Source organism: Streptomyces sp. NPDC059224 (genome assembly GCF_042754285.1).
Lineage (GTDB): Bacteria > Actinomycetota > Actinomycetes > Streptomycetales > Streptomycetaceae > Streptomyces.
The window spans coordinates 79,278-105,936 of sequence record NZ_JBHZAN010000030.1; the positions used below are offsets into that span (position 1 = coordinate 79,278).

A 26,659-nucleotide genomic window follows, 5' to 3' on the forward strand; every position below is an offset into this window, starting at 1 on the left:
ATCCCGCCCCACCGCACAAGTCACGCCAACCTCACCAACCTCCACGGCCTGCCCCAAGGGGGAGCGCTAACGTACGGTTGACGCATGACGAGCATCGGTGGCGCTGCTTCTTCTGGGATGGTCGACTGGAATCTCGCGGTGGCGACCGCGACCCGGCTCGTGCGGCCGGGACCCGAGGTGAGCCGCGACGAGGCCCGGGTCATCGTCGCGGAGCTGCGGCGGCACGCGAAGGCCTCGGAGGAACATGTCCGGGGCTTCACTCGTATGGGGAGCGACGACATCCACGACACCCCCGTCCTGGTGGTGGACCGCCCTGGCTGGGTGAAGGCCAACGTCGCCGGGTTCCGCGAGCTCCTCAAGCCGCTGCTGGACAAGATGCAGGAGCGACGGGCCGCAAGTCCCGGCGGCGCGGTCCTCGGTGCGGTCGGCGGCAAGGTCACCGGCGTGGAACTCGGCATGCTGCTGTCGTTCCTGTCGTCGCGGGTGCTCGGCCAGTACGAGACCTTCGCCCCCGCCTCCCGCGACCTTCCCGCGGACGAGCACGGCGGCGGACGGCTGCTGCTCGTCGCCCCGAACATCGTGCACGTCGAGCGTGAACTCGACGTACAGCCCCATGACTTCCGCCTGTGGGTGTGCCTGCACGAGGAGACGCACCGCACCCAGTTCTCGGCGGTGCCCTGGCTGCGCGCCCATCTGGAGGGCGAGATCCAGGCGTTCCTCTCGGAGACCGACGTCGACCCGATGACCGTCCTCGAACGCGTCCGGGACGCCGCCCAGTCGCTCGCCGGCGGTCGCCCCGAGACCGAGGAGGACGACGGCGGACGGTCGTTCGTCGAACTGGTGCAGACCCCGGCCCAGCGCGAGATCCTCGGCCGGCTCACCGCCGTCATGTCCCTGCTGGAGGGCCACGCCGACTTCGTCATGGACGGGGTCGGGCCCGCGGTCGTGCCGACCGTCGCCGAGATCCGCGAGAAGTTCCAGCAGCGACGGGCCAAGGGCGCCTCCCGGCTGGACATGACCCTGCGCAAACTGCTCGGCCTGGACGCCAAGCTGCGGCAGTACCGGGACGGCGAGCGGTTCGTGCGGGCTGTCGTCGAACAGGTCGGCATGGACGGCTTCAACCGGGTGTGGACCTCCCCGAACACCCTGCCGACGAAGGCCGAGATCGCCAAACCGGCGGACTGGGTCGCACGGGTGCATCGCAAGGCCGAGTCGTGAACGCGCGAGGGCGTGGTGAATCGGGTCCTGCCCGCGGCAGGCGAACGCCCCTCCAATCACCCGTCCGAGGGACCGTGAGCGATGGGTAGGCGTGCGATGCTCGGGGAACGGCCCGTTTCTGTCACCATCGACACACTCTGAGTGACCGATCTCGGGTTCAACCCCCCGAAAACTTCATGAAGGGAACCGGACATGGGTCCCCATCCTGCGGTCGCGGCGATACGCCTGGCGGTCCGCCGCGTCCTCCACGACATCCTCACCGACAGCAGTTGCCACAGCCGTACCACCGGTGAACACGCCGGTGGGCGCATTGTCGCGCGCCTCACGCGCCCCGTCGGAGACATCCCGGAACAGTCACCGAACGAGCGGCCCCCCTCCCCGCTCGTCCTCGTGGCGTGCTCCGGCGGTGCCGACTCGATGGCGCTCGCCTCCGCCCTCGCCTTCGAGGCACCCAAACTCGGCGTGCGCGCGGGCGGCGTCACCGTCGACCACGGCCTCCAGCCCGGCTCCGACCTGCGGGCCGAGGAAGTCGTCGTCCGGCTGCGCGAACTCGGCCTGGACCCGGTCGAGTCGATCCCCGTGACCGTCGGCCGCGAGGGCGGCCCCGAGGCCGCCGCCCGGGACGCCCGGTACGCCGCCCTGGACGCCGCCGCCGAGCGGCACGGCGCCACCGCGGTCCTGCTCGGCCACACCAGGGACGACCAAGCCGAAACCGTCCTGCTGGGCCTCGCCCGCGGCTCGGGCATCCGCTCCCTGTCCGGAATGGCCGCGGTCTCGGGGGCCGGCGGCCGTTACCGACGCCCGTTCCTCCAGCTCGACCGGCAGACCGCCCGCAAGGCCTGCATGGCGCAGTCCCTGCAGGTCTGGGACGACCCGCACAACGCGGACCCGGCCTACACCCGCTCCCGGCTCCGCCACGAGGGCCTGCCCGCCCTGGAGAAGGCCCTGGGCAAAGGTGTCGTCGAGGCTCTCGCCCGCACCGCCCAGCTCTCCCGCGACGACGCCGACGCCCTCGACACCTGGGCCAGACAGGCCGAGGCCTCCGTACGGGACGCCGCGGGTCTGCTGGAGTGCGCGAAGCTGTACGCCCTGCCACCCGCCGTCCGCCGCCGGATCCTGCGCCGGGCGGCCATCGAGGCGGGCGCACCGGCCGGTTCGCTCTTCGCCCGGCACATCGAGGAAGTCGACCGGCTGATCACCGGCTGGCGCGGTCAGGGAGTGATCAATCTCCCTGGCAAGGTCGTCGCCCAGCGGCAGGGTGGCAGACTGGTTATCCGGCAAGGCTGAATCCGCACCCTCCGGGGTCCGGGCTCCGCCGGTGGGACGACCGAAAGTGATGCGGGTGGACGCGAAAGACATGGGTGCCGATCTCCAGCGGGTACTCATCACCAAGGAAGAGATCGACGCGAAGCTGGTCGAGCTGGCCGCGAAGATCGACGCGGAGTACGCGGGCAAGGACCTGCTCATCGTCGGCGTCCTCAAGGGCGCCGTGATGGTCATGGCTGATCTCGCCCGGGCGCTGTCCACCCCCGTCACCATGGACTGGATGGCCGTGTCCTCCTACGGCGCGGGCACCCAGTCCTCCGGTGTGGTGCGGATCCTCAAGGACCTCGACACCGACATCAAGGGCAAGCACGTCCTGATCGTCGAGGACATCATCGACTCCGGACTGACCCTGTCCTGGCTGATCAACAACCTCGGCTCCCGCGAGCCCGAGACCCTGAAGATCTGCACCCTGCTGCGCAAGCCGGACGCGGCCAAGGTCGCCATCGACGTCGAGTGGGTCGGGTTCGACATCCCCAACGAGTTCGTCGTCGGCTACGGCCTCGACTACGCCGAGAAGTACCGCAATCTCCCGTTCGTCGGTACGCTCGCGCCCCACGTCTACGGCGGCTGAACCCCGGCTGATACGCCGGAGGGTCCACTTGCGTAGGACGAACGGGAACCCCAGCGGGTTTCGCGCCGTTGGAGCATGCAGAGACGGGTTTCACCAGTCGTCCGCGCAGCTTCGTGCGGCTTCGGGCGACAATGCTGGGGTACCGTCAGAAGAACTGTCTTATCAAACTCACTATGGCAGGAGGGACGGGGCGACACCGCTCCGTATGGATGGACGTGAAGCGATACTTCCGTGGGCCGGTCATGTGGATCGTGCTGGCCGTCCTTGCCGTGGTCGTGTTGATGCAGGTCGTCGGCTCGTCCGGCGGCTACAAGACGGTGGACACCGGCCAGGTCGTGGCGGCGATCAACGACAACAAGGTGGAATCGGCGAAGCTGACCACCGGTGACGAGCAGACCATCAAGGTCACGCTCAAGGACGGTCAGAAGGTCGACGGCAGCTCGAAGATCCAGGCGAGCTACATCGGCGACCAGGGCGTGACCATCGCCAACACGCTGCAGACCAAGTACCAGGACAAGCAGATCCCCGACGGTTACACCGTCTCGCCGACCAAGCAGAACGCCTTCGTCGGTGTGCTGCTCTCCCTGCTCCCCTTCGTCCTCATCGTGGTCGTCTTCCTGTTCCTGATGAATCAGATGCAGGGCGGCGGCTCCCGGGTCATGAACTTCGGCAAGTCCAAGGCGAAGCTCATCACCAAGGACACCCCGAAGACGACGTTCTCGGACGTCGCGGGCTGTGACGAGGCCGTCGAGGAGCTCCACGAGATCAAGGAGTTCCTCCAGGAGCCGGCCAAGTTCCAGGCGGTCGGCGCCAAGATCCCCAAGGGCGTGCTCCTCTACGGCCGTCCCGGCACCGGCAAGACGCTGCTCGCGCGTGCCGTCGCCGGCGAGGCCGGGGTGCCCTTCTACTCGATCTCCGGTTCCGACTTCGTCGAGATGTTCGTCGGTGTCGGTGCCTCCCGGGTCCGCGACCTCTTCGAACAGGCCAAGGCGAACGCCCCGGCGATCGTCTTCGTCGACGAGATCGACGCGGTCGGCCGGCACCGTGGCGCCGGCCTCGGCGGCGGTCACGACGAGCGCGAGCAGACCCTGAACCAGCTGCTCGTCGAGATGGACGGCTTCGACGTCAAGGGCGGTGTGATCCTCATCGCCGCGACGAACCGGCCCGACATCCTCGACCCTGCGCTGCTGCGCCCCGGCCGTTTCGACCGTCAGATCGCGGTCGACCCGCCGGACCTGCAGGGCCGTCTGGAGATCCTCAAGGTCCACCAGAAGGGCAAGCCGGTCGCGCCCGACGTCGACCTCGCGGCGGTCGCCCGCCGTACCCCGGGCTTCACCGGTGCGGACCTGTCGAACGTGCTGAACGAGGCGGCGCTGCTCACGGCCCGCAGCGACCGCAAGCTCATCGACAACCAGATGCTCGACGAGGCGATCGACCGTGTGGTCGCGGGTCCGCAGAAGCGGACCCGGATCATGTCGGACAAGGAGAAGAAGATCACCGCGTACCACGAGGGCGGTCACGCCCTGGTCGCGGCGGCTTCCCCGAACTCCGACCCGGTCCACAAGATCACGATCTTGTCCCGTGGCCGGGCCCTCGGTTACACGATGGTCCTGCCCGACGAGGACAAGTACTCGACCACGCGCAACGAGATGCTCGACCAGCTCGCCTACATGCTGGGCGGCCGCGCGGCCGAGGAGCTGGTCTTCCACGACCCGACCACCGGCGCCGCCAACGACATCGAGAAGGCGACGACCACCGCCCGCGCGATGGTCACGCAGTACGGCATGACCGAGCGTCTCGGCGCGATCAAGTTCGGCGGCGACAACACCGAGCCCTTCCTCGGCCGTGAGATGTCCCACCAGCGCGACTACTCGGAAGAGGTCGCCGCCCTGGTGGACGAGGAAGTCAAGAAGCTCATCGAGAACGCGCACAACGAGGCCTGGGAGATCCTGGTCGAGAACCGTGACGTCCTCGACAACCTGGTGCTCCAGCTCCTGGAGAAGGAGACGCTGGGCAAGGAGGAGATCGCCGAGATCTTCGCCGCGATCCACAAGCGGCCCGCGCGGCCCGCGTGGACCGGCTCCTCCCGCCGTACGCCGTCCACCCGCCCGCCGGTGCTCTCCCCGAAGGAGCTCGCACTGACCAACGGGGCGAACGGCGCGACGCCGGCGATCAGCACGGCCAAGTCCACGGCGGCCGAGCCCGCCCCGGCGGTCGAGAAGGCCCCGGAGGACCGTCCCGAGAGCTGAGTCACACCGGTCTCACCCGGCTCGGAATGGATGCCGCGCCCCCCAGGATCTAGCCTGGGGGGCGCGGCTTTCGGTATGCCCGCATGGCCCGCATATGAGGCGCGTGACCCACAGGCGCCCCCCTAAGGAACGAGGCACCCCAGATGACCGACCCCGTGACGCTGGACGGCGAGGGCACCATCGGCGAATTCGACGAGAAGCGTGCCGAGAACGCCGTACGCGAACTCCTGATCGCGGTCGGCGAGGATCCCGACCGCGAAGGGCTCCGGGAGACTCCGGCGCGGGTGGCGCGGGCGTACCGCGAGTTGCTGGCCGGCAACCACCAGCAGCCCGAAGAGGTCCTGACGACCACCTTCGATCTGGGGCACGACGAGATGGTCCTGGTGAAGGACATCGAGATCGTCAGTCTGTGCGAGCACCACATGCTGCCGTTCCACGGGGTCGCCCACGTCGGCTACATCCCGGCGGAGACCGGCAAGATCACGGGCCTGTCGAAGCTGGCGCGCCTGGTCGAGGTGTTCGCCCGCCGTCTCCAGGTGCAGGAGCGGCTCACCACGCAGGTCGCCGACTCCCTGATGAGGATCCTGGAGGCCCGGGGGGTGATCGTCGTGGTCGAGGCGGAGCACATGTGCATGTCGGTCCGCGGGATCCGCAAGCCGGGCGCCAAGACGACCACGTCGGCGGTCCGCGGCCAGCTCCGCGACGCCACGACGCGCGCCGAGGCGATGAGCCTGATACTGGCGCGCTGACCTCCGCGGGCGGGGCTTCAGGCGACCGGCTCGGCTCCGCCGTGCTGGTTGTCGTCGTCCTCGGGGAGCTTGCACACCCGCTCCAGGAACACCGCCGCCGCTATGACACCGATGCCGGCGACCACCGAGAAGGCCGCGTAGAGAGCCTGGTCGCGGCGCGCGGGGAGGTCGAGGAGTTCCAGCAGGAAGAGGCCCGTACCGCCGTACATGCCGGCGACCAGGGCCGCGACCAGGGCGCTGGCCTGGCCGAAGACGACCGCGCGCGCGGCCATCAGGGGGTCGACGCCCTTGGCTCCCGGGCGCCGCTCGCGCTGGGCGCGGAGGCGGCCGCGCAGCGAGAGCGCCGTGGCGAGCAGCACCACGGCGATCAGGGCGAGGACGATCGGAGCGGCCACCGGCACGCTGGGCAGTGTCCCCACCGAGTTCCACAGGCGGGCCCCCGCCCAGGACAGCACCCCGGCCACGACGAACACGCCGGCCAGCACCCTGATCCGCAGCTCTTTCACTGTCTTCCTTCAGCTCCCCCGCAGCGATGTGGTCGTGTCGACCTTAACGACTACTCGGGCAGTCGGAGTTCCAGGTCCGCACGTGCTTCCACGCCGTGCCGGGTCACGGCCGCCAGCAGGTCGGCGACCGCGCCGCGGCCGGGCACCCGGGCCTCGGGGTCGATGTCGTACCACGGGGCCAGCACGAAGGCACGCTCGTGGGCGCGCGGGTGCGGAAGGGTGAGCTGCGGATCGTCGGAGACGACGTCCGCGTACGCGACGATGTCGACGTCCAGGGTGCGCGGGCCCCAGTGCTCGTCCCGCACCCGGTTGAACGCCTCCTCCACCGCGTGCGCCCGCTCCAGCAGCGAGGACGGCGGCAGGGTGGTCTTGAGCACCACGATCGCGTTGTAGTACGTCGGCTGGCTGCCGGGGTCGACGCCCCACGGCTCCGTCTCGTACACCGGCGACACGGCCTTGATACGGACGCCCGGGGTGTCCTCCAGGGCGTCGACGGCGCCCTGCAGCGTCTCCAGGCGGTTGCCGAGATTGGAGCCGAGGGCGACCACGGCCCGTCTGGGGTTGGAGAGGGTGGTGTCGGCGGCGTCGACCTGCTCGACGACGGAGGCGGGCACCGGCTGGACGGTCGGGTCGCTGGGACCCCGCAAAGAGGATGCGGTCATACTCGGCTCCGGGTGATGGTGACGGTGACGTCGTCGAAGGGGACGGTGATGGGCGCGTCCGGCTTGTGTACCTGGACCTCGACCTCTCTTACCCCCTCGTGCTTGAGGCAGACCTGGGCGATCCGCTCGGCGAGCGTCTCGATCAGGTTCACCGGCTCGCCCTCGACCACGGCGACGACCTCCTCGGCCACCACGCCGTAGTGCACGGTCTTCGTCAGGTCGTCGTCGGCCGCCGCCGGCCGGGTGTCCAGGCCAAGGACGAGGTCCACGAGAAAGGTCTGGCCCTCCTCGCGCTCCTTGGGGAAGACACCGTGGTGCCCGCGGGCCTTCAGGCCGCGCAGCGCGACACGATCCACGCGAATCACTCCTGCAATCGTCGGTATCGGCGAGGTCGCTTCGCGTGCGGGCGATCGACCGGCCTCAGACGAATCTACCTGCGGGCACTGACAGTGCCGGGGCACGGGGCGGCGGCCCGCGCCGGGGTCGCCAGGGTTCATCGTGTGTTTCCCCGGGAGAACCCGGCGGCTCACGGGCCGGTGGCCGCACCTACCGGCGAGTTCGTGATTCCAGCCACTCTTGGGCCACTCGGACCGCATGGACCGGGCGGGCCGCTCAGGAGGGCGTGTCCTCGTCCTCGTCCTCACCGGTCTCGGACAGCACCGGCGAGGCGTGGTGGGACCAGAGCTTCCAGCCGTCCGGGGTACGCCGGAACACGTTCGTGGCGACGACCAGCTGTCCGACCAGCGGGCCGAGCTCCTGCCCGCCGGTGGGGGCCGGGCCACCGCTCAGGATGTTCTCCGTGCAGGTCACCAGGGCGGTGTCACCGGTGACGGAGACATGCACGTCGGTCAGGAAGAACTGGATGTAGTCGGTGTTCGCCATGATCAGCGCGTACGACCGCAGGACCTCCCCGCGGCCGGTCAGCACCGGCCAGCCCGGATGCACGCAGGACACCACGCCGGTGTCCGCCGGATCGTGGTACTCCTCGTCGACGCCCAGGTCGGCGGGGGTGAGCCAGAGGCCGGACACCGCCTCGAAGTCCGCCCGCTCGACTGCCTCGTAGAAGGCGGTGTTGGCGGCCTCGACCTGCTCGACGTCGGTGTGGGGGGCGCTCACCGGGTTCCTTCTGCGCGGTGGGGGAGGTGCTGCGGAGCGTGTGAGGCCTGCAAGGCGTGCGCGCCCGGCGTGTTCGCTTCGGTGCGCGCGCCTTCTATCGCGCGCGCGACGCGTACCGCGTCCGCCGTGGCGCGCACCTCGTGCACGCGCACCGCCCACGCGCCGGCGTGCGCCGCGAGCGCGGATACGGCGGCCGTCGCCGCGTCGCGCTCACGGGCCGGCGGGGGCGCTCCCTCGGGCCCCGCCAGGACCCGGCCGAGGAACCGCTTGCGGGAGGCGGCGACGAGGACCGGGTGCCCCAGGGCGTGCAGCCGGTCGAGGTGGGCGAGCAGGGTCAGGTCGTGCTCGGAGTCCTTGGAGAAGCCGAGACCCGGGTCGACGACGACGCGGTCGGGGGAGATGCCGCCGGCCAGGACCGCCTCCACGCGCGCGTGCAGTTCGTCGAGGACCTCGGCGACGACGTCGTCGTACACGCCCCTGACGTTGCCGCCGCCCAGGAAGCCCCGCCAGTGCATGACGACGAAGGGCGCGTCCGACGCGGCGACGACGGGGATCATGTCGGGATCGGCGAGGCCGCCGCTGACGTCGTTGACGAGAGCCGCGCCGGCGGCCAGGGCCTGCCGGGCGACGGAGGCGCGCATGGTGTCGACGGAGACGACCACGCCCTCGGCGGCGAGACCGCGGACCACCGGTATGACGCGGCGCAGCTCCTCGTCCTCGTCGACGCGCGTGGCGCCGGGGCGGGTGGACTCACCGCCGACGTCGACGAGGTCGGCGCCCTCGCTGACGAGGTCGAGGCCGTGCTTGACCGCGATCGTCGTGTCGAACCAGCGGCCGCCGTCGGAGAAGGAGTCGGGGGTGACGTTCACGACCCCCATGACGGCGCACCGGTCCCATGCCGGAAGCCCTGTCACCTGGCCACGTCCGCTGTGGTTGCTCATACGTTCAGCGTAGGCCCAGGAAACGGCCCGCCCGCCGGACGGCCTGTGGGCGGGCCCGAGCGGAGCCCCCGGGCTGGAGGGGAGGGGGCCGCTCGGGCCGGTCATGGGGTCACGCCGCCCGGACGCCCCGTTCGGCGACGGCGTGCGGGCAGGGGCGGGCGGCCGGGGCACCGCGGCGCAGGAAGCGCGGCAGCGGGAGGGCGAGGTTGACGAAGCCCTCGGCCTGCATTGCGGCGAGGCCGATCCGGGGGAGGTCGCCGGAGGCCCGGTAGACCACGAAGCGCGGCTCCCAGCGAGGCTGGAACTTCGCGTTGAACTTGTACAGCGACTCGATCTGGAACCAGCGCGACAGGAAGACCAGCAGTCCGCGCCAGGCGCGCAGCACCGGGCCCGCGCCGATCTTCTCGCCCCGCGCGAGCGCCGAGCGGAACATCGCGAAGTTGAGCGAGATCCGGGCGATGCCGAGCTTCGGGGCGGCCTGGAGGGCGGCCACGATGAGCAGTTCGTTCATCCCGGGGTCCGCCGACCGGTCGCGGCGCATCAGGTCGAGGGAGACGCCGTCGGTGCCCCAGGGCACGAAGTGCAGGATCGCCTTGAGGTCGCCGTACGGACCGGGTGTCTCGTCCGCCCACCCGTCTCCCACCGCCGCCCCTTCGATCCTGTGCGCGGTGGCGATCAGGCAGTCGCCGTCGGTGGGGTCGCCGATGCGGCCGAGCGCCATCGAGAAGCCGCGTTCGGTGTCGGTGCCGCGCCAGTCCTCCGCCGCCCGGCGGATACGGTCCAGCTCGGCCTCGCCGAGGTCACGGATGCGCCGCACCCGGGTTTCGTAGCCGGCCCGCTCGATGCGCTTGACCATCTGGCGCACGTTGCGCATCGCGCGTCCGGCGAGCGAGAAATCCGCTACGTCCACCACCGCCTCGTCGCCCAGTTCGAGGGCGTCCAGGCCGGTCTCGCGGGTCCACACCTCGCCGCCCGTCTCCGAGCAGCCCATCACGGCGGGGGTCCAGGAGTGGGCCTTGGCCTCGTCCATGAAGCGTTCGATGGCGCCGGGCCAGGCCTCGACGTCGCCGATCGGGTCGCCGCTGGCGAGCATCACGCCGGAGACCACGCGGTAGGTCACCGCCGCCTTGCCGCTGGGCGAGAAGACGACCGCCTTGTCGCGGCGGAGCGCGAAGTGGCCGAGGGAGTCGCGCGCGCCGTGCTTCTCGAGGAGGGCGCGCAGTCTGACCTCGTCCTCCGTGGTGAGGTGCGCGGCGGGGTGTTCCGGGCGGAAGGCGAGATAGACGGTGGTGACCGCGGTGATCAGACCGAGGGCGCCGAGCGAGAAGGCGACCGTCCAGGAGGTGGATCCCTCGTAGTCGACGGGGCCCTCGAAGCCGAACAGGCCGTACAGGACGTGCGTGATGCGGTCGGCCAGGCTCGGGTCGCCGATCGTGCGCTTGGGGTGGGCGCTGACGACGACCAGCCCGAGCGCGAGCGAACCGGCGCTCATGAGCACGAAGTTGGCGAGCGCGCGCCACCGGCTGCGCGGGTCCGGCAGCGCCTTGAACTCGTCGCGGTGGAGCACCAGGGGCACGAACAGCGCCAGCGAGATCAGGGCCCCGATGACCGAGTGCCGGTACACGAACTGCGACACCGCGCCGGCCGGCAGGAGAGCGACGGCGGCCCGCCACGCCCGGCGCTTGCGCCGCTTCAGCCCGTGCGCGAGCAGCAGCAACAGCACGCCGACGCTGAGCGAGAGCGCCGCCGCGAACGGCCCCAGCGACCCGGGCAGTACCTCGGCCAGGGCGTGCATACGGCTGTGCCGGAAGCGCGGGAACACCCCCGCGGCGATGTCCAGGACACCCACGACCGCGCATGCCCTGCCGACCAGTGCGGGGACCGCCTCAGGGCGCGGACCATGAACTATGCGCCGCGCCCGGCTTGATCGGCCCGGAACCCCGCCCGACATTTCCGCATCTATCCTGACAGACATCGCATCCCGTAGTTCCGCGAGAGACCTTGGACCCGGTGCCGATTCGGGCATCCGGCGACATTGCGCCCTCTAGGACGGTGTCTTGGGTGGAGAGGTTCACTCCCCACCGGAAAGCCGGGTCAAAGGCCGAGGAAAGTCCGGGGCAAGGCTCGCTTAAAGCGGCGGTCGTCACGGGGGAAAGCGCAGGCGGGAAACACCTCATGGGACTCACGAGCGACAAGACGCTGGCATCGGCGATCCTGCTGGCCGTACTGCTGTTCGCAGGCACGGTGTGGCTGTGGCCCCGGCTGGCGCGCCGGAACTGGCGATCCGTCAGCGGTCGCGTCGGCCTCCTGCTGGCCACCCAGTTGGCACTCTTCGCGTGCCTCGGGATAGCCGTCAACCAGGCTTTCGGCTTCTACGCGAGCTGGGCGGACCTGTTCGGCACGGAGACCGACCAGGGCGTCGTCGTCGACCACGCGGGCGCCGGCCCGGTCCAGCTGATGGCCACCTCCCAGGTGCACGGCATGGGCGGCTCGCTGCCCCGGACGTCCGGTCAGATCCAGCAGGTCGGCATAGTCGGCCCGACCACCCACATCACCACGCCCGCGTACGTGTACCTGCCGCCGGAGTACTTCCAGCCGCGGTACCGCACGCGGACGTTCCCGGTGGTGGTCGTCCTCAGCGGCTACCCCGGCACCGCGCGGGCGCTGGTCGACAAGCTGCACTACCCGCGCACGGCACAGCACCTGGTCAAGGACGGGCGGATGCGGCCGACCATCCTGGTGATGCTGCGGCCCACCGTCGCGCCGCCCCGGGACACCGAGTGCGTGGACGTCCCGCGCGGACCGCAGACCGAGACCTTCTTCGCCAGGGACCTGCCCGACGCCGTGCGCGCCCACTACCGGGCCGCCGCAAAGCCGGGCGGCTGGGGGATCGTCGGCGACTCGACGGGCGGGTACTGCGCGCTGAAACTCGCGATGCACCACCCCGGCGTGTACGCGGCCGGTGCCGGGCTCTCCGCGTCGTACAAGGCGCCCCTGGACGCCACGACCGGTGACCTCTTCCAGGGCGACCGCAAGCTCCAGAACCGCGCGAACCTCTGGTGGTTCCTGAAGCACGAGCCCGCACCGGACACCTCCCTGCTGGTCACCAGCAGCAAAGCCGGAGAGACCAACTACCGGGCCACGCTGAGATTCATCGCGAGTGTGCAGGCCACGAACCTGACCCGGATCTCGTCGATCATCCTCGACAGCGGCGGCCACAACTTCAACACCTGGCGCCGTGAGATCCCAGCGACGCTGGAGTGGATCAGCGGCCGGCTGAGCGACCGCTGAGCACGGCGCCCGGTGACGCCGTGCGAAGACTTCGTTGTCGCTGTGTTTTTACGGCCCGGGGCACCACGATTCGCCTACGCGCGGTAAGTTTCTGGCCATGCCACGTGGACGTCACCGTCATTCCCCGCCTTTGCACAGGCTGTTGCCTCCCTCGGCGATCGCCGGTGTCTCCCTCGTCTGCGCGCTGGGCCCCTGGTTGTTCTCCCAACCGACGGCCCTGCGCACGCTGGCCGCGATAGCCGCGGCGACCGCGGCCGTCGGTGCCGCCGTCATGCGCCGCTGGGACAGCGAGGCGGGCAAGCAGGTGGCCGACCTGTCACGCGCGCGTGCCAGTGACGAGTGGCGCCACGAGGAGCGGATCGCCGAGCTGGAGACCGACCTCGAGGAGTCGCGGGAGCTGCGCGCCAAGCTGGAGCAGCGGCTGCGCGCGAAACGGACGGAGCTGGCCGGGCTGCGCAACGAGCACGCCTCCCTGCTGCGCCGCTACGCCACGGCGGAGACCGAGCGCGCGAGCGCCCTGGAGGGCCGCCGCCTGCTGGAGATCGAGGCCGTCACGCCGTCCAACGCGCTGCCGGCCGCCCGGACCTCCGAAGACGCCGAGGAGCTCGCGGAGGCCGTCGCGGAGCCGGCGGCGGCCGAGGAGCGGGAGGCCGTCGAGGAGCGGGAGGCCGAGGAGACGGTCCCCAAGGTCTTCTCCCCGGAGGGTTCCCAGCTGTTCCTGCGGGCCAAGGTGGCACTGGCCCGCTTCGACGAGGGCGAGGCCCCGGAGACCGGGACGGACGCCGGCACCGGGACCGAGGGCGCGACGGAGACGGCCGCCGTACCCGAGGCGCCGAAGGGCGAGTCCGCACCGGAGGACGAGGAACAGGGGCAGCCCGAGGCGGCCGACGGGCACACGCGCGCGGCCGCCTTCACCACCGCCGAGCCGGCGGACACCACCCCCGCGCCCGCGGAGCAGGACATGCCCGCCACGCCGGCACCGTCCGCCAAGTCCGTGCAGCCCAGGGGCCACTTCACCGTGCCGACCGCGGTCGCCGTGCTGCCGGCCGCGCCCATCCCGCGTCCGCTGGTCACCGGTGGCTTCGACTTCTTCGGCACCCAGAAGGGCGCGCCCGCCGAGGGACTGGAGTCCATGCACAACGAGGACCTCGCGGACGTCGTGGGCCAGGAGGCGCTCGCGCTCCACAAGGCCGATTCCGAGGCCGAGTTCAAGCCCGCCGACGCGGAGACCCGGGGCGTCGGCCAGGTCATCGACCTGACCGCGCACGACGAGACCGAGCAGATCAACATCGGGGGCCTGCGCAGCGCCGCCTCCTGAGCCGGTCCTGAGCCGGGGCACCCAGCGGGTGCCCCGGCTCAGGCGTTCCCGGGGCCGTTCGCCATCCAGCGGTCCGGGCGTGCCGACCGGCGGCCCGTCCTGGACCTCTCGGCCTGCTCCCGGAGCAGCGACGCGGCCGCCTCCGCGTCCCGCAGCCGGGCCGTCACGGTCTTGCCGGCCCCCGTGTCCACATGGACGTCCGCGACCCGCCACAGCCGCTCCCAGGGGCCCTGCGTCAGCCGTACGCTCTGGACCTTGGCGTGCGGGACCAGAGCGAGGCGCCGGCGCAGCAGCCCGTGCCGTGCGGCGAACACGGTCTCCGTGACCGCGAGCCCGTACCCGCGCCACCACAACGGAACGCACCAGCGGGCCCGCCGGGGCGGCCGGGGCAGCTCGCCGGGCACGGTCACACCGGGCAGCACGCGCGCGACCACCGACTCGGCGACCGTGCGGGGCGCGACCGGCACCAGCACCGAGTTCGCCGACCCGGCCACGTCCAGCTCCACCCGCACCCAGCGCAGCGGCCGCCACAGCAGCGGCTCCACGATCCGCACGGTCTGCACCCGCCCGGGCGGCACCGTCTCGTGCGTCCGGTCGAGCAGCCCGTGGTCGATGCGCAGCCCGTCCGGGGACTCCCCGACCGTCCAGTCGTACTCCCCGACGAACCGCCCCACACTGGTCGTGGCCGCCGCGCCGAGCAGCGGTACGGCGGTGGCGAGGACCGTCCACACACTGTGCGTGGCCAGCCACAGCACCGGCGGGACGACGAGGGCGGCGGCCAGGGAGCCCCAGGTGGCGCCCGTCAGCGCGAGGGAGAGCGCGAGCTTGCCCGGGGGCACGTGCATCAGCTCCTGCGCCGGCGCCTCGCCGACCTCTCGTGCCGTCTCGGGTGCGAAGCCCGCGGCGCGCGCCAGCAGCTCCGCGCGGAGCGCACGCGCCTCGCCCTGCGCCAGGAAGGCCAGCTCGTCCTTCTTGTCGGTGCCGACGACGTCGATGCGCAGCTTGGCGACGCCCGCCACGCGCGCGAGCAGCGGCTGGGTCACGTCGACCGCCTGGATCCGCTCCAGCCGGATGTGCGCGGTGCGCCGGAACACCAGGCCGGTGCGTATGCGCAGTTCGCTGTCGGTCACCGCGAAGTAGGTGAACCACCAGGTCAGGAGGCCGTACAGCGCGCCCGCCGTGACCAGGACGGCGAGTCCGGCCAGGAGCATGGTGGTGGTCAGCTTCGTCAGCTGCTCCTGCGCCTGGTTCGGGTCGTGCACCGCCCAGCCGGTGAGCACCGCGACCGGCGCCCACGCCCGCCGGAACGGCGTCACGGGATGCAGCCGCCGCTCGCCCACGGCCTTGCCGGGGCGTATGGTGCCGTCGACGCCGGGCGCGGTCACAGGCCCGCCGATCGGGCTTCGCCGAGCACGGTGAGCCGGTCGCGCAGCCGTTCCGCCTCGGCCGGGTCGAGCCCCGGGATGGCGGCGTCGGTGGCGGCGGCCGCGGTGTGCAGCTGCACGCTCGCCAGCCCGAAGTACCGCTCGACGGGCCCCGAGGTCACCTCCACCAGCTGCATCCGCCCGTACGGCACCACGGTCTCCTCGCGCCACAGCACGCCCCGGCTGATCAGCAGGTCGTCGGCGCGCTCGGCGTACCGCCAGGAGCGCCAGTTGCGGCCGATCAGCACCCAGCCCCAGGCCATCAGGGCCAGCGGCAGCAGCGCGAAGGCCGCCCACACCGGGCCCGCGAGCAGCCCCGGCAGCAGGCCCACGGCGAGGGTGATCAGCCCCAGCCACACCACCAGCAGCAGCCGTCGCATCCGCAGCAGGCCGGGCGGCAGCCCCGTCCACACCGGCTCGGTCTCCGTCGCCCCGGCAGCGGCCGGGCTCCCCGTCTCCATGAGGTCAGCGTACGTACGAGAGACTGGGTCCATGACTCCCACGACGGAGACCACGGTCGGCATCGGCGGCGCCGCGGAGAGCACTGACATGGTGCTCAACATCGGCCCCCAGCATCCCTCCACGCACGGCGTGCTACGGCTGAAGCTGGTGCTGGACGGCGAGCGGATCGTCTCCGCCGAGCCGGTGATCGGTTACATGCACCGCGGTGCCGAGAAGCTCTTCGAGGCGCGCGACTACCGGCAGATCATCATGCTCGCCAACCGCCACGACTGGCTGTCGGCCTTCTCCAACGAGCTGGGCGTGGTCCTGGCCGTCGAGCGGATGCTGGGCATGGAGGTGCCCGTGCGCGCGGTGTGGACGCGCACCCTGCTCGCCGAGCTGAACCGGGTGCTCAACCATCTGATGTTCCTCGGCTCCTACCCGCTGGAGCTGGGCGGGATCACCCCGGTCTTCCACGCGTTCCGTGAGCGCGAGGAGCTCCAGAACGTCATGGAGGAGGTCTCCGGCGGGCGGATGCACTACATGTTCAACCGCGTCGGCGGCCTCAAGGAGGACCTCCCGGCCGGCTGGACCGCACGCGCGCGTGCCGCCGTCCGCGCCGTGCGCTCCCGCATGGACATCTTCGACGGCCTGGTCCTCGGCAACGAGATCTTCCGCGGGCGCACCCGGGGCGTGGGCGTCCTGGCGCCGGAGGCCGTGCACGCGTACGGCGTGAGCGGGCCCATCGCGCGCGCCTCGGGCGTCGACTTCGACCTGCGCCGCGACGAGCCCTACCTGGCCTACGGCGAGCTCCGGGACACCCTCAGGGTGGTCACCCGGACCGAGGGCGACTGCCTGGCCCGCTTCGAGTGCCTCCTGGAGCAGACCCACGTGGCCCTGGACCTGGCCGACGCCTGCCTGGACCGGGTCGCCGAGCTGCCGCCGGGCCCGATCAACCAGCGGCTCCCCAAGGTCCTCAAGGCGCCCGAGGGCCACACCTACGCCTGGACCGAGAACCCGCTCGGCATCAACGGCTACTACCTCGTCAGCAAGGGCGAGAAGACCCCCTACCGGCTGAAGCTGCGCTCGGCGTCGTTCAACAACATCCAGGCGCTGATGGAACTGCTGCCGGGGACGCTGGTGGCGGACATGGTCGCGATCCTCGGGTCGATGTTCTTCGTCGTGGGGGACATCGACAAGTAGGACCTGCGGCCGGGCGTCGCCGGGCCGGCGTCACAGCAGCGGGTTCGCGATGCCCACCGGCTGCAGCAGCCAGCCGAAGTCACCGAGGCCGCCGGGGGCGGTGAGCTCGGCCGCCTCGCCGGCGCTCGCGAGGGCGCGTACATAGGCGGCGGGGTGGGTGGAGGCGAGCGTGAGCGGGGGGCGGGCGCCGACGAGGCCGAGGGCGCGCAGCGCGTCGCGCTGGGTACAGACGAGCGCTTCCGGGAGGGCGTACGCCGGGTCGAGCGCCGTACACGCGTCCAGCGCGACGTGCGCCGTGATGTCGCACGACCCGTCCGGGACGGGCGCCGTCGCGCGCCCCGCGCGAAAGCCGGTGAGCGTGCCGAACGGGGGGCGCGTGTCCACGGTGTGCGCGTAGTCCACCGCCACCGCGAGCCCCGCCCGTACGCAGGCGACGGCGTCGGACCACGCCCGGTCCCGGGGCAGCCCGATCTCCGCGCGCAGCCCCGGTTCGCCGCCCAGCGGCCACCACCGCGCGAGCCACTGCGCGTCCGCGCCCGAGACGCGCTCGCCGAGCAGTTCGACGCCGTCACGCCGGACGTGCACGAGGCGGCAGACACCGGCGGAGTCCACCTCGGCGACGTCGACCGGGACGTTGTCGAGCCACTCGTTGGCGAAGAGCAGGCCGGTGACCGAGCGCGGCAGCTCGGTCAGCCAGGTGACGCGGTCGGGCAGGCCCGGCGGGCGGTCGGCGACCTCGACGGCACAGGCACGTGTGCGTGCCGCCACGTCGGCGGGCAGCGCGGTGAGCACACCGCTGACCAGCTCGCCCCGGCCGGCGCCCATGTCGACGAAGTCCAGCGACTCGGGGCGGCCCAGGGCCTCGTCGACCCGGCACAGCAGTTCGGCCACGGCCTCGGCGAACAGCCGCGAGGCGTGGACCGAGGTACGGAAGTGGCCGGCCGGTCCCTCCGGGCGGCGGTAGAACCCGCCGGGGCCGTACAGAGCCGCTTCGGTGGCCGCACGCCAGCCACGGGCGTCGTCCGCCGTCTCTCGCGTCGCCTCATCCGTCACCGGGCCAGACTAGGCGCACAGGTGATCACCTTCTCCACCTTGCGGAGTACGTGTGCGGAACAGGGATCGGCCCTCCGGTTGACCCCTGCACCTATCACGCTTCCCTACTCTGGGTTACGTGCAGCGCCTCTATGACTTCCTCCGCAGGAACCCGACCTGGGTCGACACCTTCTGGGCCGTCGTCCTGCTCGGGGTTTCCTGCGTGAGTGCCGTGAACCTCAGCGGGGCGCCCGAGCACCACGGTTCGACCGCCGCCATGCTGGCCGTGTCCGCCGGCATGGCCGTGGTGGTCGCCCTGCGCCGCAGGTTCCCGGAACCGATGCTGCTGCTGGCCGCGGCGACCGGCCTGGTCCAGCTGGTCCTGGACGTCGAGACGACGGTCGCCAACTTCGCCATGCTGGTGATCGTCGCCACGGTCGCCGCGGTCGGCGAGCGCTGGGCGTCCCGGTTCGCCCTCTACGCGGGGCTGTGCGCCGCGCCGCTGGCGCAGATCCGGTGGCCGCAGGACAGGACGAGTCTCCTGGGGCACCTGGCCATCGTGGCGTTCCAGACGGTGCCGTTCGTGCTCGCCTGGGTGCTCGGCGACTCCATGCGCACCCGCCGTGCCTACTTCGCACAGCTGGAGGAGCGCGCCGCCCGCCTGGAGAAGGAGCGCGAGGCGCAGGCCAAGGTCGCGGTCGCGGCCGAGCGCGCCCGGATCGCGCGTGAACTGCACGACGTGGTCGCTCACAACGTGTCGGTGATGGTGGTGCAGGCCGACGGCGCCGCCTACGTCCTCGACGCCGCCCCGGACCAGGCCAAGAAGGCCCTGGAGACGATCTCCTCCACCGGCCGCCAGGCCCTCGCCGAGATGCGCCGCCTGCTGGGCGTGCTGCGCACGGGCGAGCACAAGGAGGTCGGCGAGTACGTTCCGCAGCCCGACGTCGAGCAGATCGACGACCTCATCGAGCAGTGCCGCACCTCCGGTCTGCCCGTCGACTTCAAGGTCGAGGGCACCCCGCGCCCGCTGCCCAGCGGCGTCGAGCTCACGGCGTACCGGATCGTGCAGGAGGCGCTCACCAACACCCGCAAGCACGGCGGGCCCAACACGGGCGCCAGCGTGCGGCTGGTCTACTTCGACGACGGGCTCGGCCTGCTGGTCGAGGACGACGGCAAGGGCGCCCCGCACGAGATGTACGAGGAGGGCGGCGTCGACGGCCAGGGGCACGGCCTGATCGGCATGCGCGAGCGGGTCGGTATGGTCGGCGGCACCCTCGACGCGGGGCCCCGTCCCGGCGGAGGATTCCGCATCAGTGCTCTGCTGCCGCTCAAACCGGCGCATTGACACAGACGCACGCCCCCGGTTGACACCTGTCACGCCCCGGGGGAATCCCCGCAACACCCCGATGTACGGAAAACGGAAGAGGACCCGATGACGATCCGCGTGATGCTCGTCGACGACCAGGTGCTGCTGCGCACCGGGTTCCGGATGGTGCTCGCGGCCCAGCCGGACATGGAGGTTGTCGCGGAGGCGGGCGACGGTGTCGAGGCCCTCCAGGTGCTGAAGTCCGCCGAGGTGGATGTCGTCCTGATGGACGTGCGCATGCCCAAGCTGGACGGGGTGGAGACCACCCGCCGCATCTGCTCGGAGCCCGAGCCGCCCAAGGTGCTCATCCTGACCACCTTCGACCTCGACGAGTACGCCTTCTCGGGGCTGAAGGCGGGCGCCTCCGGTTTCATGCTCAAGGACGTGCCGCCCGGCGAGCTGCTGGCCGCCATCCGCTCCGTCCACAGCGGCGACGCCGTCGTCGCACCCTCCACGACCCGGCGGCTGCTCGACCGCTTCGCACCGATGCTGCCCTCCGCCGGCAAGGAGCCCCAGCACCAGGAGCTGAACCGGCTCACCGACCGCGAGCGCGAGGTCATGGTGCTGGTCGCGCAGGGCCTGTCGAACGGGGAGATCGCCGCCCGGCTGGTGCTCTCCGAGGCGACGGTCAAGACCCACGTCGGCCGCATCCTGACCAAACTCGGCCTGCGCGACCGCGTCCAGGTGGTCGTGCTCGCCTACGAGACCGGACTCGTCCGCGCGGGCGGCGCCCACGGCTGACCCGCACACGCGGCTCAGGCGGGGCTTTCGCCATCCGCCCTAGCGGAGTATCCCCTCCAGGAAGTCGCTGCCGAGGCGGGCGACGACCGTGACGTCCAGCTGGTGCAGTACGTACCTGCCGCGGCGGCGCGTGGTGACCAGGCCCGCCTTCTTCAGCACGCCCAGGTGCCGGGAGACCTCCGGCGCCGACAGGCCGTGCACCTGCGCCAGCTCGCTGGTGGTGTACGCGCTGCGCGCCAGGTACCGGCACAGCCGCATCCGGACGGGATGGGACAGCGCCGCCATCCGCAGGGTGAGCGCCTCCACCGACGCCGGCGCCGCGAGCTCCGGCGAACCGACCGGGTAGTGCAGCACCGGCTGCCAGCCGTAGCGGTGCAGGACCATCAGATGGGGCCAGCCCAGACTCGTGGGCACCAGCAGGAGGCCGTCGGCGTCGACCACGGCGTGGCCGTCGGTGAGCTTGTCCACGGTGATCCGCGCGCCCGTCTCGTCGAGCGTCACGACCGGCGAGACCGCCGCCAGCGCCTCGGCGAGCCCCTTGCGGCGCAGCAGCTCCGTCTTGTGGCGGGCGTCGGCTGCCAGCTGGTGGCGCAGCCGCGACCAGGCCTCGTCGAAGAACGCCTCGGCGCAGTCCTCCAGGAACCGGCGCAGCCACGCGCGCACACTGGGCGGATCGTCGAGCAGCCGCTGCGCGAACCGGACCTGCTGCGGACCGCGCGAGGCGGCCACCTCCAGCGCCCTGCGGCGGCCGGCCGGATCCGACAGCAGGGCCGGCGCCCGCGTGTCGTAGGAGAGCACGCAGGTGAACTCCAGGGCCGCGTCGACGAACTGCTCGTCCGTCAGTTTGTCCAGCTGGCCGAGCTCCTCGGCCAGCGTGCCGCCCGGGACGGCACCGGGGACGGCCGCGTACGGCAGGAACAGGTCCGAGAACGTCGACCGCCACAGGAAGTCGGCCTCGCACATGCGGTCGGCCAGGTGCGGCTCCATCCGGGCGGTGACACCGGTCACCCAGCCCTGGAGGCCGGGATGGTGCCCCGGCTCCGACAGCGCGTGCAGCGCCATGCCGAGCTCGGCCAGCGGCGAGGGCACGACGGCGACCCTCTCCGGCCGGAGCCCAGCGATGTCGATACGTACGCTCATGTCCCCATCGTGCACCCCGCCACCGACAACGCCTCCCCCGATTGACGGGCGCCGTCAATCGACGCGACGCAGGCCGCGCGAAGGCGCAGGCTCGGGAGCCAAGAGCAGCGTCCGGCAGCACTTCCTCGACACCTGCCGTGCTCGGCGGCACGGAGAGCCCGCGCCGCCCCCGCCCGGCGCCCATGACGTGCGCGTGGCGCGGGCGGTGCGCGACCACCGGCGGTTCCGCGCGGTTCTCGCGGGGCGGCCGGCGCGCGGGCGGCTGCGGGGCGCCGTGCTGCGCTGGATGCGCGCGTCCTAGGAGGAGGCGGCGCCCCGGACCGGGCTCCCTAGCGGGGCGTCGCAGGAAGCCGCCTCACGAAGTCCGCGACCGCCGCCCGCACGTCCTGCGCCGACCACTCCAGACCGGCCTCCGACACCGTCACCTCGGTCATGGACAGGCCCGGACCCTTCGGCTCCCAGAAGCCGGCGAAGAGATACGTGCCGGTCTCCTCGGCCTGCCGTACCGCCGTCTCCCTCAGCACATCGGCCTCGTACGGCAGCCAGACCTGGAACTCGTGGGTGTGCGGCTCCTCGGGGTGGACGCGCGTCCACGCGAGCCCCGCCTCGGCGAAGCCCTCGCGCAGGGCCGCGGCGACCACGCGCGCGTGGCGCACGTACTCCGGGAGACGGGGCAGCTCGCGCTCCAGGCCGATCAGGGCCGCGAGCGCCGTGGGGAACTGCTGGAAGATCATGCCCCCGTAGCGGTGGCGCCAGGTCTTCGCCTCCTCGACCAGGGGTTTCGGACCGGCCAGGGCGGCGCCGCCGATGCCGCCGAGGGACTTGTAGAACGACACGTAGACGCTGTCCGCGAGGTCCGCTATCTCGTGCAGGGGGCGCCCGAAGCGGACGGTGCACTCCCACAGGCGTGCGCCGTCGAAGTGCACGACCGCATCGCGCTCCCGCGCCGCCGCCACGATCTCCGTGAGCTCCTCCCAGGTGGGCAGCACATAACCGGCGTCCCTGAGCGGCAGCTCCAGCATCAGCGCTCCGAAGGGCTCCTCGAAGTCGCGTACCTCCCGCGCGGTGGGGAGCCGGGGCTCACCCGTGACGCGGACCGTGCGCAGGCCGGCGACCTCGCGGAAGGCGCCTCGTTCGTGGACCTCTGGGTGGGCGAGGGCGTGCAGGGCGACCGTGGGGTTGCCGGTCCGGGCCGCCCAGCAGCGCAGCGCCACCTGCTGGGCCATCGTGCCGGTCGGGAAGAACGCGGCCGCCTCGGTGCCCAGCAGGGCGGCGACCCGCTCCTCCAGGGCCGCGACGATCCCGTTGCCGTAGACGTCCGCCGGTTCGTCCAGGTCGTACACGTCGGCGGCGCCTTCGTGGAGCCGCGCGAGCCGCTCTCGCAGGGAGGCGCGTGGGCCCACGCGCGCGAGCACGCGATCGGCCTTCCGGTAGGCGGCCGCGCGCCGCTCTCGCATTTGCTCCTCCGCCGACCGGGGATCGTCCGGCTGCTCGTTCTGGGGTGTCGTCGCCGTATCGCTCATGCCGTGGATGATGCCGTGGCGCGGGGACGGAGGGCCTCGCATTTTCCGTACGGGAGGCATCCCGTGCGATGTGACCGGTCACCCACAGCCTGTGGACAGCCAACTGGGCCCGAACCCGATAGCGTTAACATGACGAGAAATCGTCCGGTACCCAGAGCGGACTGGAACGGGAAGGCCACTCTCGCGTGAGTACAGTCCAACAGCCAGACCCCGGTGACCGCCCCGCGCGGCTCACCGTCGGCGTCGTGGGCGCCGGCCGGGTGGGTCCCGCGCTGGCCGCGTCCCTGCAGCTCGCCGGACACCGCCCGGTGGCCGTCTCCGGGGTCTCCGACGCCTCCAGGCGGCGCGCCGAGGCGATGCTGCCCGACGTCCCGCTGGTGCCCCCGGCCGAGGTCCTCCAGCGTGCCGACCTGGTGCTCCTGACCGTCCCCGACGACGCCCTGCCCGGCCTGGTCGCGGGCCTCGCCGAGACCGGCGCGGTACGGCCGGGCCAGCTGCTCGTCCACACCTCCGGGCGGTACGGCACCCGGGTCCTGGACCCGGCCCTGCGCGCGGGCGCGCTGCCGCTGGCCCTGCACCCCGCGATGACCTTCACCGGCACGCCGGTGGACGTGCAGCGGCTCGCGGGCTGCTCGTTCGGGGTGACCGCGCCCGAGGAGCTGCGGCTGGCCGCGGAGGCTCTCGTCATCGAGATGGGCGGCGAGCCGGAGTGGATCCTGGAGGAGAACCGCCCGCTCTACCACGCGGCCCTCGCCCTCGGCGCCAACCACCTGGTCACCCTGGTCGCCCAGTCCATGGAGCTGCTGCGCACGGCCGGTGTCGAGGCCCCGGACCGGATGCTCGGCCCGCTGCTCGGCGCCGCCCTGGACAACGCCCTGCGCTCCGGTGACGCGGCGCTGACCGGGCCGGTCGCGCGCGGGGACGCGGGCACCGTCGCCGCGCACGTCACGGAGCTGCGCCGGCACGCCCCGCAGACCGTCGACGGCTATCTGGCGATGGCCCGCGCCACGGCCGACCGGGCGCTCGCCCAGGGCCTGCTGAAGCCGGAGCTCGCCGAGGACCTCCTCGGCGTCCTCGCCGGCGGCACCAACGGCACCCACGGCACCGAGGGGAACACCCGATGAGCACCGCCCTGCTGCGCACCGCCGCCGAACTGCACGCGCGCGTGCGGCACGGCCGCCGCGCCGTCGTCATGACCATGGGTGCCCTGCACGAGGGCCACGCCACGCTGATCCGCGGTGCCCGCGAGATCGCCGGACCGGACGGCGAGGTCGTCGTCACGGTCTTCGTCAACCCGCTGCAGTTCGGGGCCGGCGAGGACCTCGACCGCTACCCGCGCACCCTGGACGCCGACCTGAAGATCGCCGAACAGGCGGGCGCCGACGCCGTGTTCGCCCCGTCGGCCGAAGAGGTCTACCCGGGCGGGCAGCCGCAGGTGCGGGTCACCGCGGGGCCGATGGGCACGCGCCTGGAGGGTGCCTCGCGGCCCGGCCACTTCGACGGCGTCCTCACCGTCGTCGCCAAGCTGCTGCACCTCACCCGTCCCGACGCGGCCCTGTTCGGGCAGAAGGACGCCCAGCAGCTGGCCGTCATCCGGCGCATGGTGCGGGACCTGAACTTCGGCATCGAGATCGTCGGCGTACCGACGGTGCGCGAGGCCGACGGGCTCGCGCTCTCCAGCCGCAACCGCTACCTGTCGGCCGACGAGCGGCGCACCGCGCTCACCCTGTCGCGCGCGCTGTTCGCCGGGCGTGACCGGCACGCGGCGCAGGAGGCGTTGCGGGCACGGGCGCGCGAGGTGCCGTCCACCCGGGCGCGCGCCGAGGCGCTCAGCGCCATAGGGGAGTCCCGCGCGGCGGCCGACGCGCACGCCGTCGCCAAGGCCGTGCCGAACGCGGCCGCCGCCGTCCGCGCGGCCGCCCGGACCGTCCTGGACGAGGCGGTCCACTACGACCCGCCGCTCGCCCTGGACTACCTCGCCCTGGTCGATCCCTCCGACTTCACCGAGATCGACGACGACTTCACCGGAGAGGCCGTCCTCGCCGTCGCCGCCCGGGTCGGGACGACCCGGCTGATCGACAACATCCCGCTCACCTTCGCCGCCCCCGGAGCCGCCTCGTGACCAGCACAGGCATACGACTGCACGCGCCCGCCCCCGGATGGTCCATCGACGCGGACGTGGTGGTCGTCGGGTCCGGCGTAGCCGGCCTGACCGCCGCCCTGCGCTGCGAGGCCGCCGGACTGACCACGGTCGTCGTCACCAAGGCGCACCTCGACGACGGCTCCACCCGCTGGGCGCAGGGCGGCATCGCGGCCGCCCTGGGCGACGGCGACACCCCCGAACAGCACCTGGACGACACCCTGGTCGCGGGCGCCGGCATGTGCGACGAGGGGGCTGTACGGATCCTCGTCACCGAAGGCCCCGACGCGGTACGGCGGCTGATCTCGACCGGGGCGCACTTCGACACCGACGCGGACGGCGACATCGAGCTCACGCGCGAGGGCGGCCACCACCGGCGCCGTATCGCGCACGCGGGCGGGGACGCGACCGGCGCGGAGATCTCTCGCGCGCTGGTCGAAGCGGCTTGCGCGCGGGGCGTGCGGATGATCGAGAACGCGCTGGTGCTGGACCTGCTGACCGACGCCGAAGGACGCACGGCGGGCGTGACCCTGCACGTGATGGGCGAGGGCCAGCACGACGGCGTGGGCGCCGTCCACGCCCCCGCGGTCGTCCTCGCCACCGGCGGCATGGGCCAGGTCTTCTCGGCGACCACCAACCCGTCGGTGTCCACCGGGGACGGCGTGGCGCTCGCGCTGCGCGCCGGCGCGGAGGTCTCCGACCTCGAATTCGTCCAGTTCCACCCGACCGTGCTGTTCCTCGGCGCCGACGCGGAGGGCCAGCAGCCACTGGTCTCCGAGGCGGTGCGCGGCGAGGGCGCGCACCTGGTGGACGCGGAGGGCGTGCGCTTCATGGTGGGCCAGCACGAGCTGGCCGAGCTGGCGCCGCGGGACATCGTCGCCAAGGCCATCATGCGGCGCATGCAGGAACAGGACGCCGAGCACATGTTCCTGGACGCCCGGCACTTCGGCGCCGACATGTGGGAACACCGCTTCCCGACCATCCTGGCCGCCTGCCGGGCGCACGGCATCGACCCGGTCACCGAGCCCATCCCGATCGCGCCGGCCGCGCACTACGCCTCCGGGGGCGTGCGCACCGACGCGCGCGGGCGCACCACGGTGCACGGGCTCTACGCGTGCGGCGAGGTCGCGTGCACCGGCGTGCACGGCGCGAACCGGCTCGCGTCCAACTCCCTTCTGGAGGGCCTGGTCTACGCCGAGCGCATCGCCGCCGACATCACCGCGCGGCACGCGGAGGACCGACTGCACGCGCGTGTGCCCGTCCCGGTCCCGCATCCCGACAGGCCCGCGCACCCGCTGCAGGCCCCCGAGGCCCGCTTCGCGATCCAGCGGATCATGACCGAGGGCGCCGGCGTGCTGCGCTCCGACCGGTCCCTGACCAGGGCGGCGGAGCAGCTCCAGCGCCTGCACACCGCGGCCCGCGACGCCCTGGACGAGAATGGCAAGACAGCCGAGCCCGGCGTCGACACCTGGGAGGCCACCAACCTCCTGTGCGTCGCGCGGGTGCTCGTCGAGGCGGCCCTGCGCCGCCAGGAGACCCGCGGCTGCCACTGGCGCCTGGACCACGCCGACCGCGACGACACCGGGTGGCGCCGCCACATCGTCGTACGGCTGAATCCGGACCGCTCGCTGGCCGTCGGCACCACCGACACCGCAGACTTCCCCCCGACCCGGTCGTACCAGTCATCCCAGGAGCAGTGACA

General features: G+C 72.2%; 24 protein-coding genes. 13 read left to right on the forward strand and 11 right to left on the reverse strand.

Features of this window, described 5'->3' with window-relative positions; genetic code table 11:
* The first annotated feature begins 84 nt into the window (after positions 1-84).
* The 5 genes from ACFXI4_RS31080 (at position 85) to folE (ending at position 6,113) form a co-directional block, all read left to right on the forward strand.
* Positions 85-1,218, forward strand: coding sequence for a zinc-dependent metalloprotease (locus ACFXI4_RS31080; RefSeq protein ID WP_362719410.1), 1,134 nt, complete (start codon positions 85-87; stop codon positions 1,216-1,218).
* Positions 1,219-1,410: 192 nt separating this feature from the next.
* Positions 1,411-2,505 carry a tRNA lysidine(34) synthetase TilS gene (gene tilS / locus ACFXI4_RS31085; protein WP_362719413.1) on the forward strand — a complete coding sequence of 365 codons (1,095 nt, stop codon included), beginning with the start codon at positions 1,411-1,413 and terminating at the stop codon, positions 2,503-2,505.
* Positions 2,506-2,554: 49 nt separating this feature from the next.
* Positions 2,555-3,115: a hypoxanthine phosphoribosyltransferase gene (gene hpt, locus ACFXI4_RS31090; RefSeq protein ID WP_360492421.1), complete on the forward strand. Its 561-nt coding sequence runs from the start codon at positions 2,555-2,557 to the stop codon at positions 3,113-3,115.
* A 209-nt stretch (positions 3,116-3,324) separates the two neighbouring features.
* The gene (ftsH, locus tag ACFXI4_RS31095) at positions 3,325-5,364 is read left to right on the forward strand and encodes an ATP-dependent zinc metalloprotease FtsH (RefSeq protein ID WP_362719415.1); all 2,040 of its coding nucleotides are present in this window, start codon (positions 3,325-3,327) and stop codon (positions 5,362-5,364) included.
* A gap of 143 nt (positions 5,365-5,507) precedes the next feature.
* Entirely contained in the window at positions 5,508-6,113 is a 606-nt protein-coding gene (gene folE / locus ACFXI4_RS31100) for a GTP cyclohydrolase I FolE (protein ID WP_351317708.1), read from the forward strand.
* 17 nt (positions 6,114-6,130) lie between these two features.
* Here folE and ACFXI4_RS31105 read toward each other — a convergent pair whose 3' ends face one another.
* From ACFXI4_RS31105 to ACFXI4_RS31130, 6 genes are all read right to left on the reverse strand, one after another.
* Entirely contained in the window at positions 6,131-6,619 is a 489-nt protein-coding gene (locus tag ACFXI4_RS31105; protein ID WP_362719418.1) for a DUF3180 domain-containing protein, read from the reverse strand.
* A 50-nt stretch (positions 6,620-6,669) separates the two neighbouring features.
* On the reverse strand, positions 6,670-7,281 hold the full coding sequence (folK, locus tag ACFXI4_RS31110) for a 2-amino-4-hydroxy-6-hydroxymethyldihydropteridine diphosphokinase (protein ID WP_384997159.1): 612 nt from the start codon (positions 7,279-7,281) through the stop codon (positions 6,670-6,672).
* A complete protein-coding gene (folB, locus tag ACFXI4_RS31115) occupies positions 7,278-7,637 on the reverse strand; it encodes a dihydroneopterin aldolase (protein WP_351317714.1) in 360 nt (119 codons plus the stop codon). Before folB ends, folK begins: the two co-directional genes overlap by 4 nt.
* A 256-nt stretch (positions 7,638-7,893) precedes the next feature.
* The gene (locus tag ACFXI4_RS31120) at positions 7,894-8,397 is read right to left on the reverse strand and encodes a nuclear transport factor 2 family protein (RefSeq protein ID WP_362719426.1); all 504 of its coding nucleotides are present in this window, start codon (positions 8,395-8,397) and stop codon (positions 7,894-7,896) included.
* On the reverse strand, positions 8,394-9,338 hold the full coding sequence (gene folP / locus ACFXI4_RS31125; RefSeq protein WP_384997162.1) for a dihydropteroate synthase: 945 nt from the start codon (positions 9,336-9,338) through the stop codon (positions 8,394-8,396). The genes ACFXI4_RS31120 and folP overlap by 4 nt, the downstream gene beginning before the upstream one ends.
* A gap of 109 nt (positions 9,339-9,447) precedes the next feature.
* Positions 9,448-11,289 (reverse strand): phosphatidylglycerol lysyltransferase domain-containing protein, encoded by a 1,842-nt coding sequence (locus tag ACFXI4_RS31130; protein ID WP_384997164.1) that lies wholly within the window; start codon positions 11,287-11,289, stop codon positions 9,448-9,450.
* Between the two features lie 224 nt (positions 11,290-11,513).
* On the opposite strand from ACFXI4_RS31130, the gene ACFXI4_RS31135 reads away from it, so the two are divergent.
* Both ACFXI4_RS31135 and ACFXI4_RS31140 read left to right on the forward strand, forming a co-directional pair.
* Complete coding sequence (locus tag ACFXI4_RS31135; protein WP_384997166.1) at positions 11,514-12,629, forward strand: alpha/beta hydrolase; 1,116 nt, start codon at positions 11,514-11,516, stop codon at positions 12,627-12,629.
* 97 nt (positions 12,630-12,726) lie between these two features.
* Positions 12,727-13,947 (forward strand): hypothetical protein, encoded by a 1,221-nt coding sequence (locus ACFXI4_RS31140; protein WP_384997168.1) that lies wholly within the window; start codon positions 12,727-12,729, stop codon positions 13,945-13,947.
* A gap of 38 nt (positions 13,948-13,985) precedes the next feature.
* Here the strand turns inward: ACFXI4_RS31140 and ACFXI4_RS31145 are convergent, their stop codons facing one another.
* The gene (locus ACFXI4_RS31145) at positions 13,986-15,332 is read right to left on the reverse strand and encodes a PH domain-containing protein (RefSeq protein WP_384997170.1); all 1,347 of its coding nucleotides are present in this window, start codon (positions 15,330-15,332) and stop codon (positions 13,986-13,988) included.
* Positions 15,329-15,832: a PH domain-containing protein gene (locus ACFXI4_RS31150; RefSeq protein ID WP_384997172.1), complete on the reverse strand. Its 504-nt coding sequence runs from the start codon at positions 15,830-15,832 to the stop codon at positions 15,329-15,331. The genes ACFXI4_RS31145 and ACFXI4_RS31150 overlap by 4 nt, the downstream gene beginning before the upstream one ends.
* A 31-nt stretch (positions 15,833-15,863) precedes the next feature.
* On the opposite strand from ACFXI4_RS31150, the gene ACFXI4_RS31155 reads away from it, so the two are divergent.
* Complete coding sequence (locus ACFXI4_RS31155; protein WP_384997173.1) at positions 15,864-17,015, forward strand: NADH-quinone oxidoreductase subunit D; 1,152 nt, start codon at positions 15,864-15,866, stop codon at positions 17,013-17,015.
* Between the two features lie 30 nt (positions 17,016-17,045).
* Here the strand turns inward: ACFXI4_RS31155 and ACFXI4_RS31160 are convergent, their stop codons facing one another.
* The gene (locus tag ACFXI4_RS31160) at positions 17,046-18,068 is read right to left on the reverse strand and encodes an SAM-dependent methyltransferase (RefSeq protein ID WP_384997175.1); all 1,023 of its coding nucleotides are present in this window, start codon (positions 18,066-18,068) and stop codon (positions 17,046-17,048) included.
* Between the two features lie 118 nt (positions 18,069-18,186).
* Between ACFXI4_RS31160 and ACFXI4_RS31165 the strand changes: the two genes are divergently transcribed.
* Together ACFXI4_RS31165 and ACFXI4_RS31170 are read left to right on the forward strand one after the other, a co-directional pair.
* Positions 18,187-19,392, forward strand: a complete 1,206-nt coding sequence (locus ACFXI4_RS31165) for a histidine kinase (RefSeq protein ID WP_384997177.1) — start codon at positions 18,187-18,189, stop codon at positions 19,390-19,392.
* Between the two features lie 87 nt (positions 19,393-19,479).
* Complete coding sequence (locus tag ACFXI4_RS31170; RefSeq protein ID WP_362728250.1) at positions 19,480-20,154, forward strand: response regulator transcription factor; 675 nt, start codon at positions 19,480-19,482, stop codon at positions 20,152-20,154.
* 39 nt (positions 20,155-20,193) lie between these two features.
* Here the strand turns inward: ACFXI4_RS31170 and ACFXI4_RS31175 are convergent, their stop codons facing one another.
* Positions 20,194-21,294, reverse strand: coding sequence for a DUF5937 family protein (locus tag ACFXI4_RS31175; RefSeq protein WP_384997180.1), 1,101 nt, complete (start codon positions 21,292-21,294; stop codon positions 20,194-20,196).
* Between the two features lie 329 nt (positions 21,295-21,623).
* Positions 21,624-22,817, reverse strand: coding sequence for a threonine aldolase family protein (locus ACFXI4_RS31180; RefSeq protein ID WP_384997182.1), 1,194 nt, complete (start codon positions 22,815-22,817; stop codon positions 21,624-21,626).
* Between the two features lie 185 nt (positions 22,818-23,002).
* Between ACFXI4_RS31180 and ACFXI4_RS31185 the strand changes: the two genes are divergently transcribed.
* From ACFXI4_RS31185 to ACFXI4_RS31195, 3 genes are read left to right on the forward strand one after another with little or no spacing between them, the layout of a single operon-like run.
* A complete protein-coding gene (locus ACFXI4_RS31185; protein WP_384997184.1) occupies positions 23,003-23,941 on the forward strand; it encodes a Rossmann-like and DUF2520 domain-containing protein in 939 nt (312 codons plus the stop codon).
* The gene (panC, locus tag ACFXI4_RS31190) at positions 23,938-24,939 is read left to right on the forward strand and encodes a pantoate--beta-alanine ligase (RefSeq protein ID WP_384997186.1); all 1,002 of its coding nucleotides are present in this window, start codon (positions 23,938-23,940) and stop codon (positions 24,937-24,939) included. Before ACFXI4_RS31185 ends, panC begins: the two co-directional genes overlap by 4 nt.
* Positions 24,936-26,657, forward strand: coding sequence for an L-aspartate oxidase (locus ACFXI4_RS31195; protein WP_384997188.1), 1,722 nt, complete (start codon positions 24,936-24,938; stop codon positions 26,655-26,657). The genes panC and ACFXI4_RS31195 overlap by 4 nt, the downstream gene beginning before the upstream one ends.
* The last annotated feature ends 2 nt before the right edge of the window (positions 26,658-26,659 follow it).

What these genes read in the sequence shown, in the direction of transcription:
- folK (WP_384997159.1), bottom strand. Translation starts at nt 7,281, where the DNA reads ATGACCGCATCCTCTTTGCGGGGTCCCAGCGACCCGACCGTCCAGCCG.
- ACFXI4_RS31135 (WP_384997166.1), top strand. Translation starts at nt 11,514, where the DNA reads ATGGGACTCACGAGCGACAAGACGCTGGCATCGGCGATCCTGCTGGCC.
- folP (WP_384997162.1), bottom strand. Translation starts at nt 9,338, where the DNA reads ATGAGCAACCACAGCGGACGTGGCCAGGTGACAGGGCTTCCGGCATGG.
- ACFXI4_RS31180 (WP_384997182.1), bottom strand. Translation starts at nt 22,817, where the DNA reads ATGAGCGATACGGCGACGACACCCCAGAACGAGCAGCCGGACGATCCC.
- ACFXI4_RS31150 (WP_384997172.1), bottom strand. Translation starts at nt 15,832, where the DNA reads ATGGAGACGGGGAGCCCGGCCGCTGCCGGGGCGACGGAGACCGAGCCG.
- ACFXI4_RS31140 (WP_384997168.1), top strand. Translation starts at nt 12,727, where the DNA reads ATGCCACGTGGACGTCACCGTCATTCCCCGCCTTTGCACAGGCTGTTG.
- tilS (WP_362719413.1), top strand. Translation starts at nt 1,411, where the DNA reads ATGGGTCCCCATCCTGCGGTCGCGGCGATACGCCTGGCGGTCCGCCGC.
- ACFXI4_RS31080 (WP_362719410.1), top strand. Translation starts at nt 85, where the DNA reads ATGACGAGCATCGGTGGCGCTGCTTCTTCTGGGATGGTCGACTGGAAT.
- folE (WP_351317708.1), top strand. Translation starts at nt 5,508, where the DNA reads ATGACCGACCCCGTGACGCTGGACGGCGAGGGCACCATCGGCGAATTC.
- ACFXI4_RS31130 (WP_384997164.1), bottom strand. Translation starts at nt 11,289, where the DNA reads ATGTCGGGCGGGGTTCCGGGCCGATCAAGCCGGGCGCGGCGCATAGTT.
- hpt (WP_360492421.1), top strand. Translation starts at nt 2,555, where the DNA reads ATGCGGGTGGACGCGAAAGACATGGGTGCCGATCTCCAGCGGGTACTC.
- ACFXI4_RS31155 (WP_384997173.1), top strand. Translation starts at nt 15,864, where the DNA reads ATGACTCCCACGACGGAGACCACGGTCGGCATCGGCGGCGCCGCGGAG.
- ACFXI4_RS31175 (WP_384997180.1), bottom strand. Translation starts at nt 21,294, where the DNA reads ATGAGCGTACGTATCGACATCGCTGGGCTCCGGCCGGAGAGGGTCGCC.
- ftsH (WP_362719415.1), top strand. Translation starts at nt 3,325, where the DNA reads ATGGACGTGAAGCGATACTTCCGTGGGCCGGTCATGTGGATCGTGCTG.
- ACFXI4_RS31170 (WP_362728250.1), top strand. Translation starts at nt 19,480, where the DNA reads ATGACGATCCGCGTGATGCTCGTCGACGACCAGGTGCTGCTGCGCACC.
- panC (WP_384997186.1), top strand. Translation starts at nt 23,938, where the DNA reads ATGAGCACCGCCCTGCTGCGCACCGCCGCCGAACTGCACGCGCGCGTG.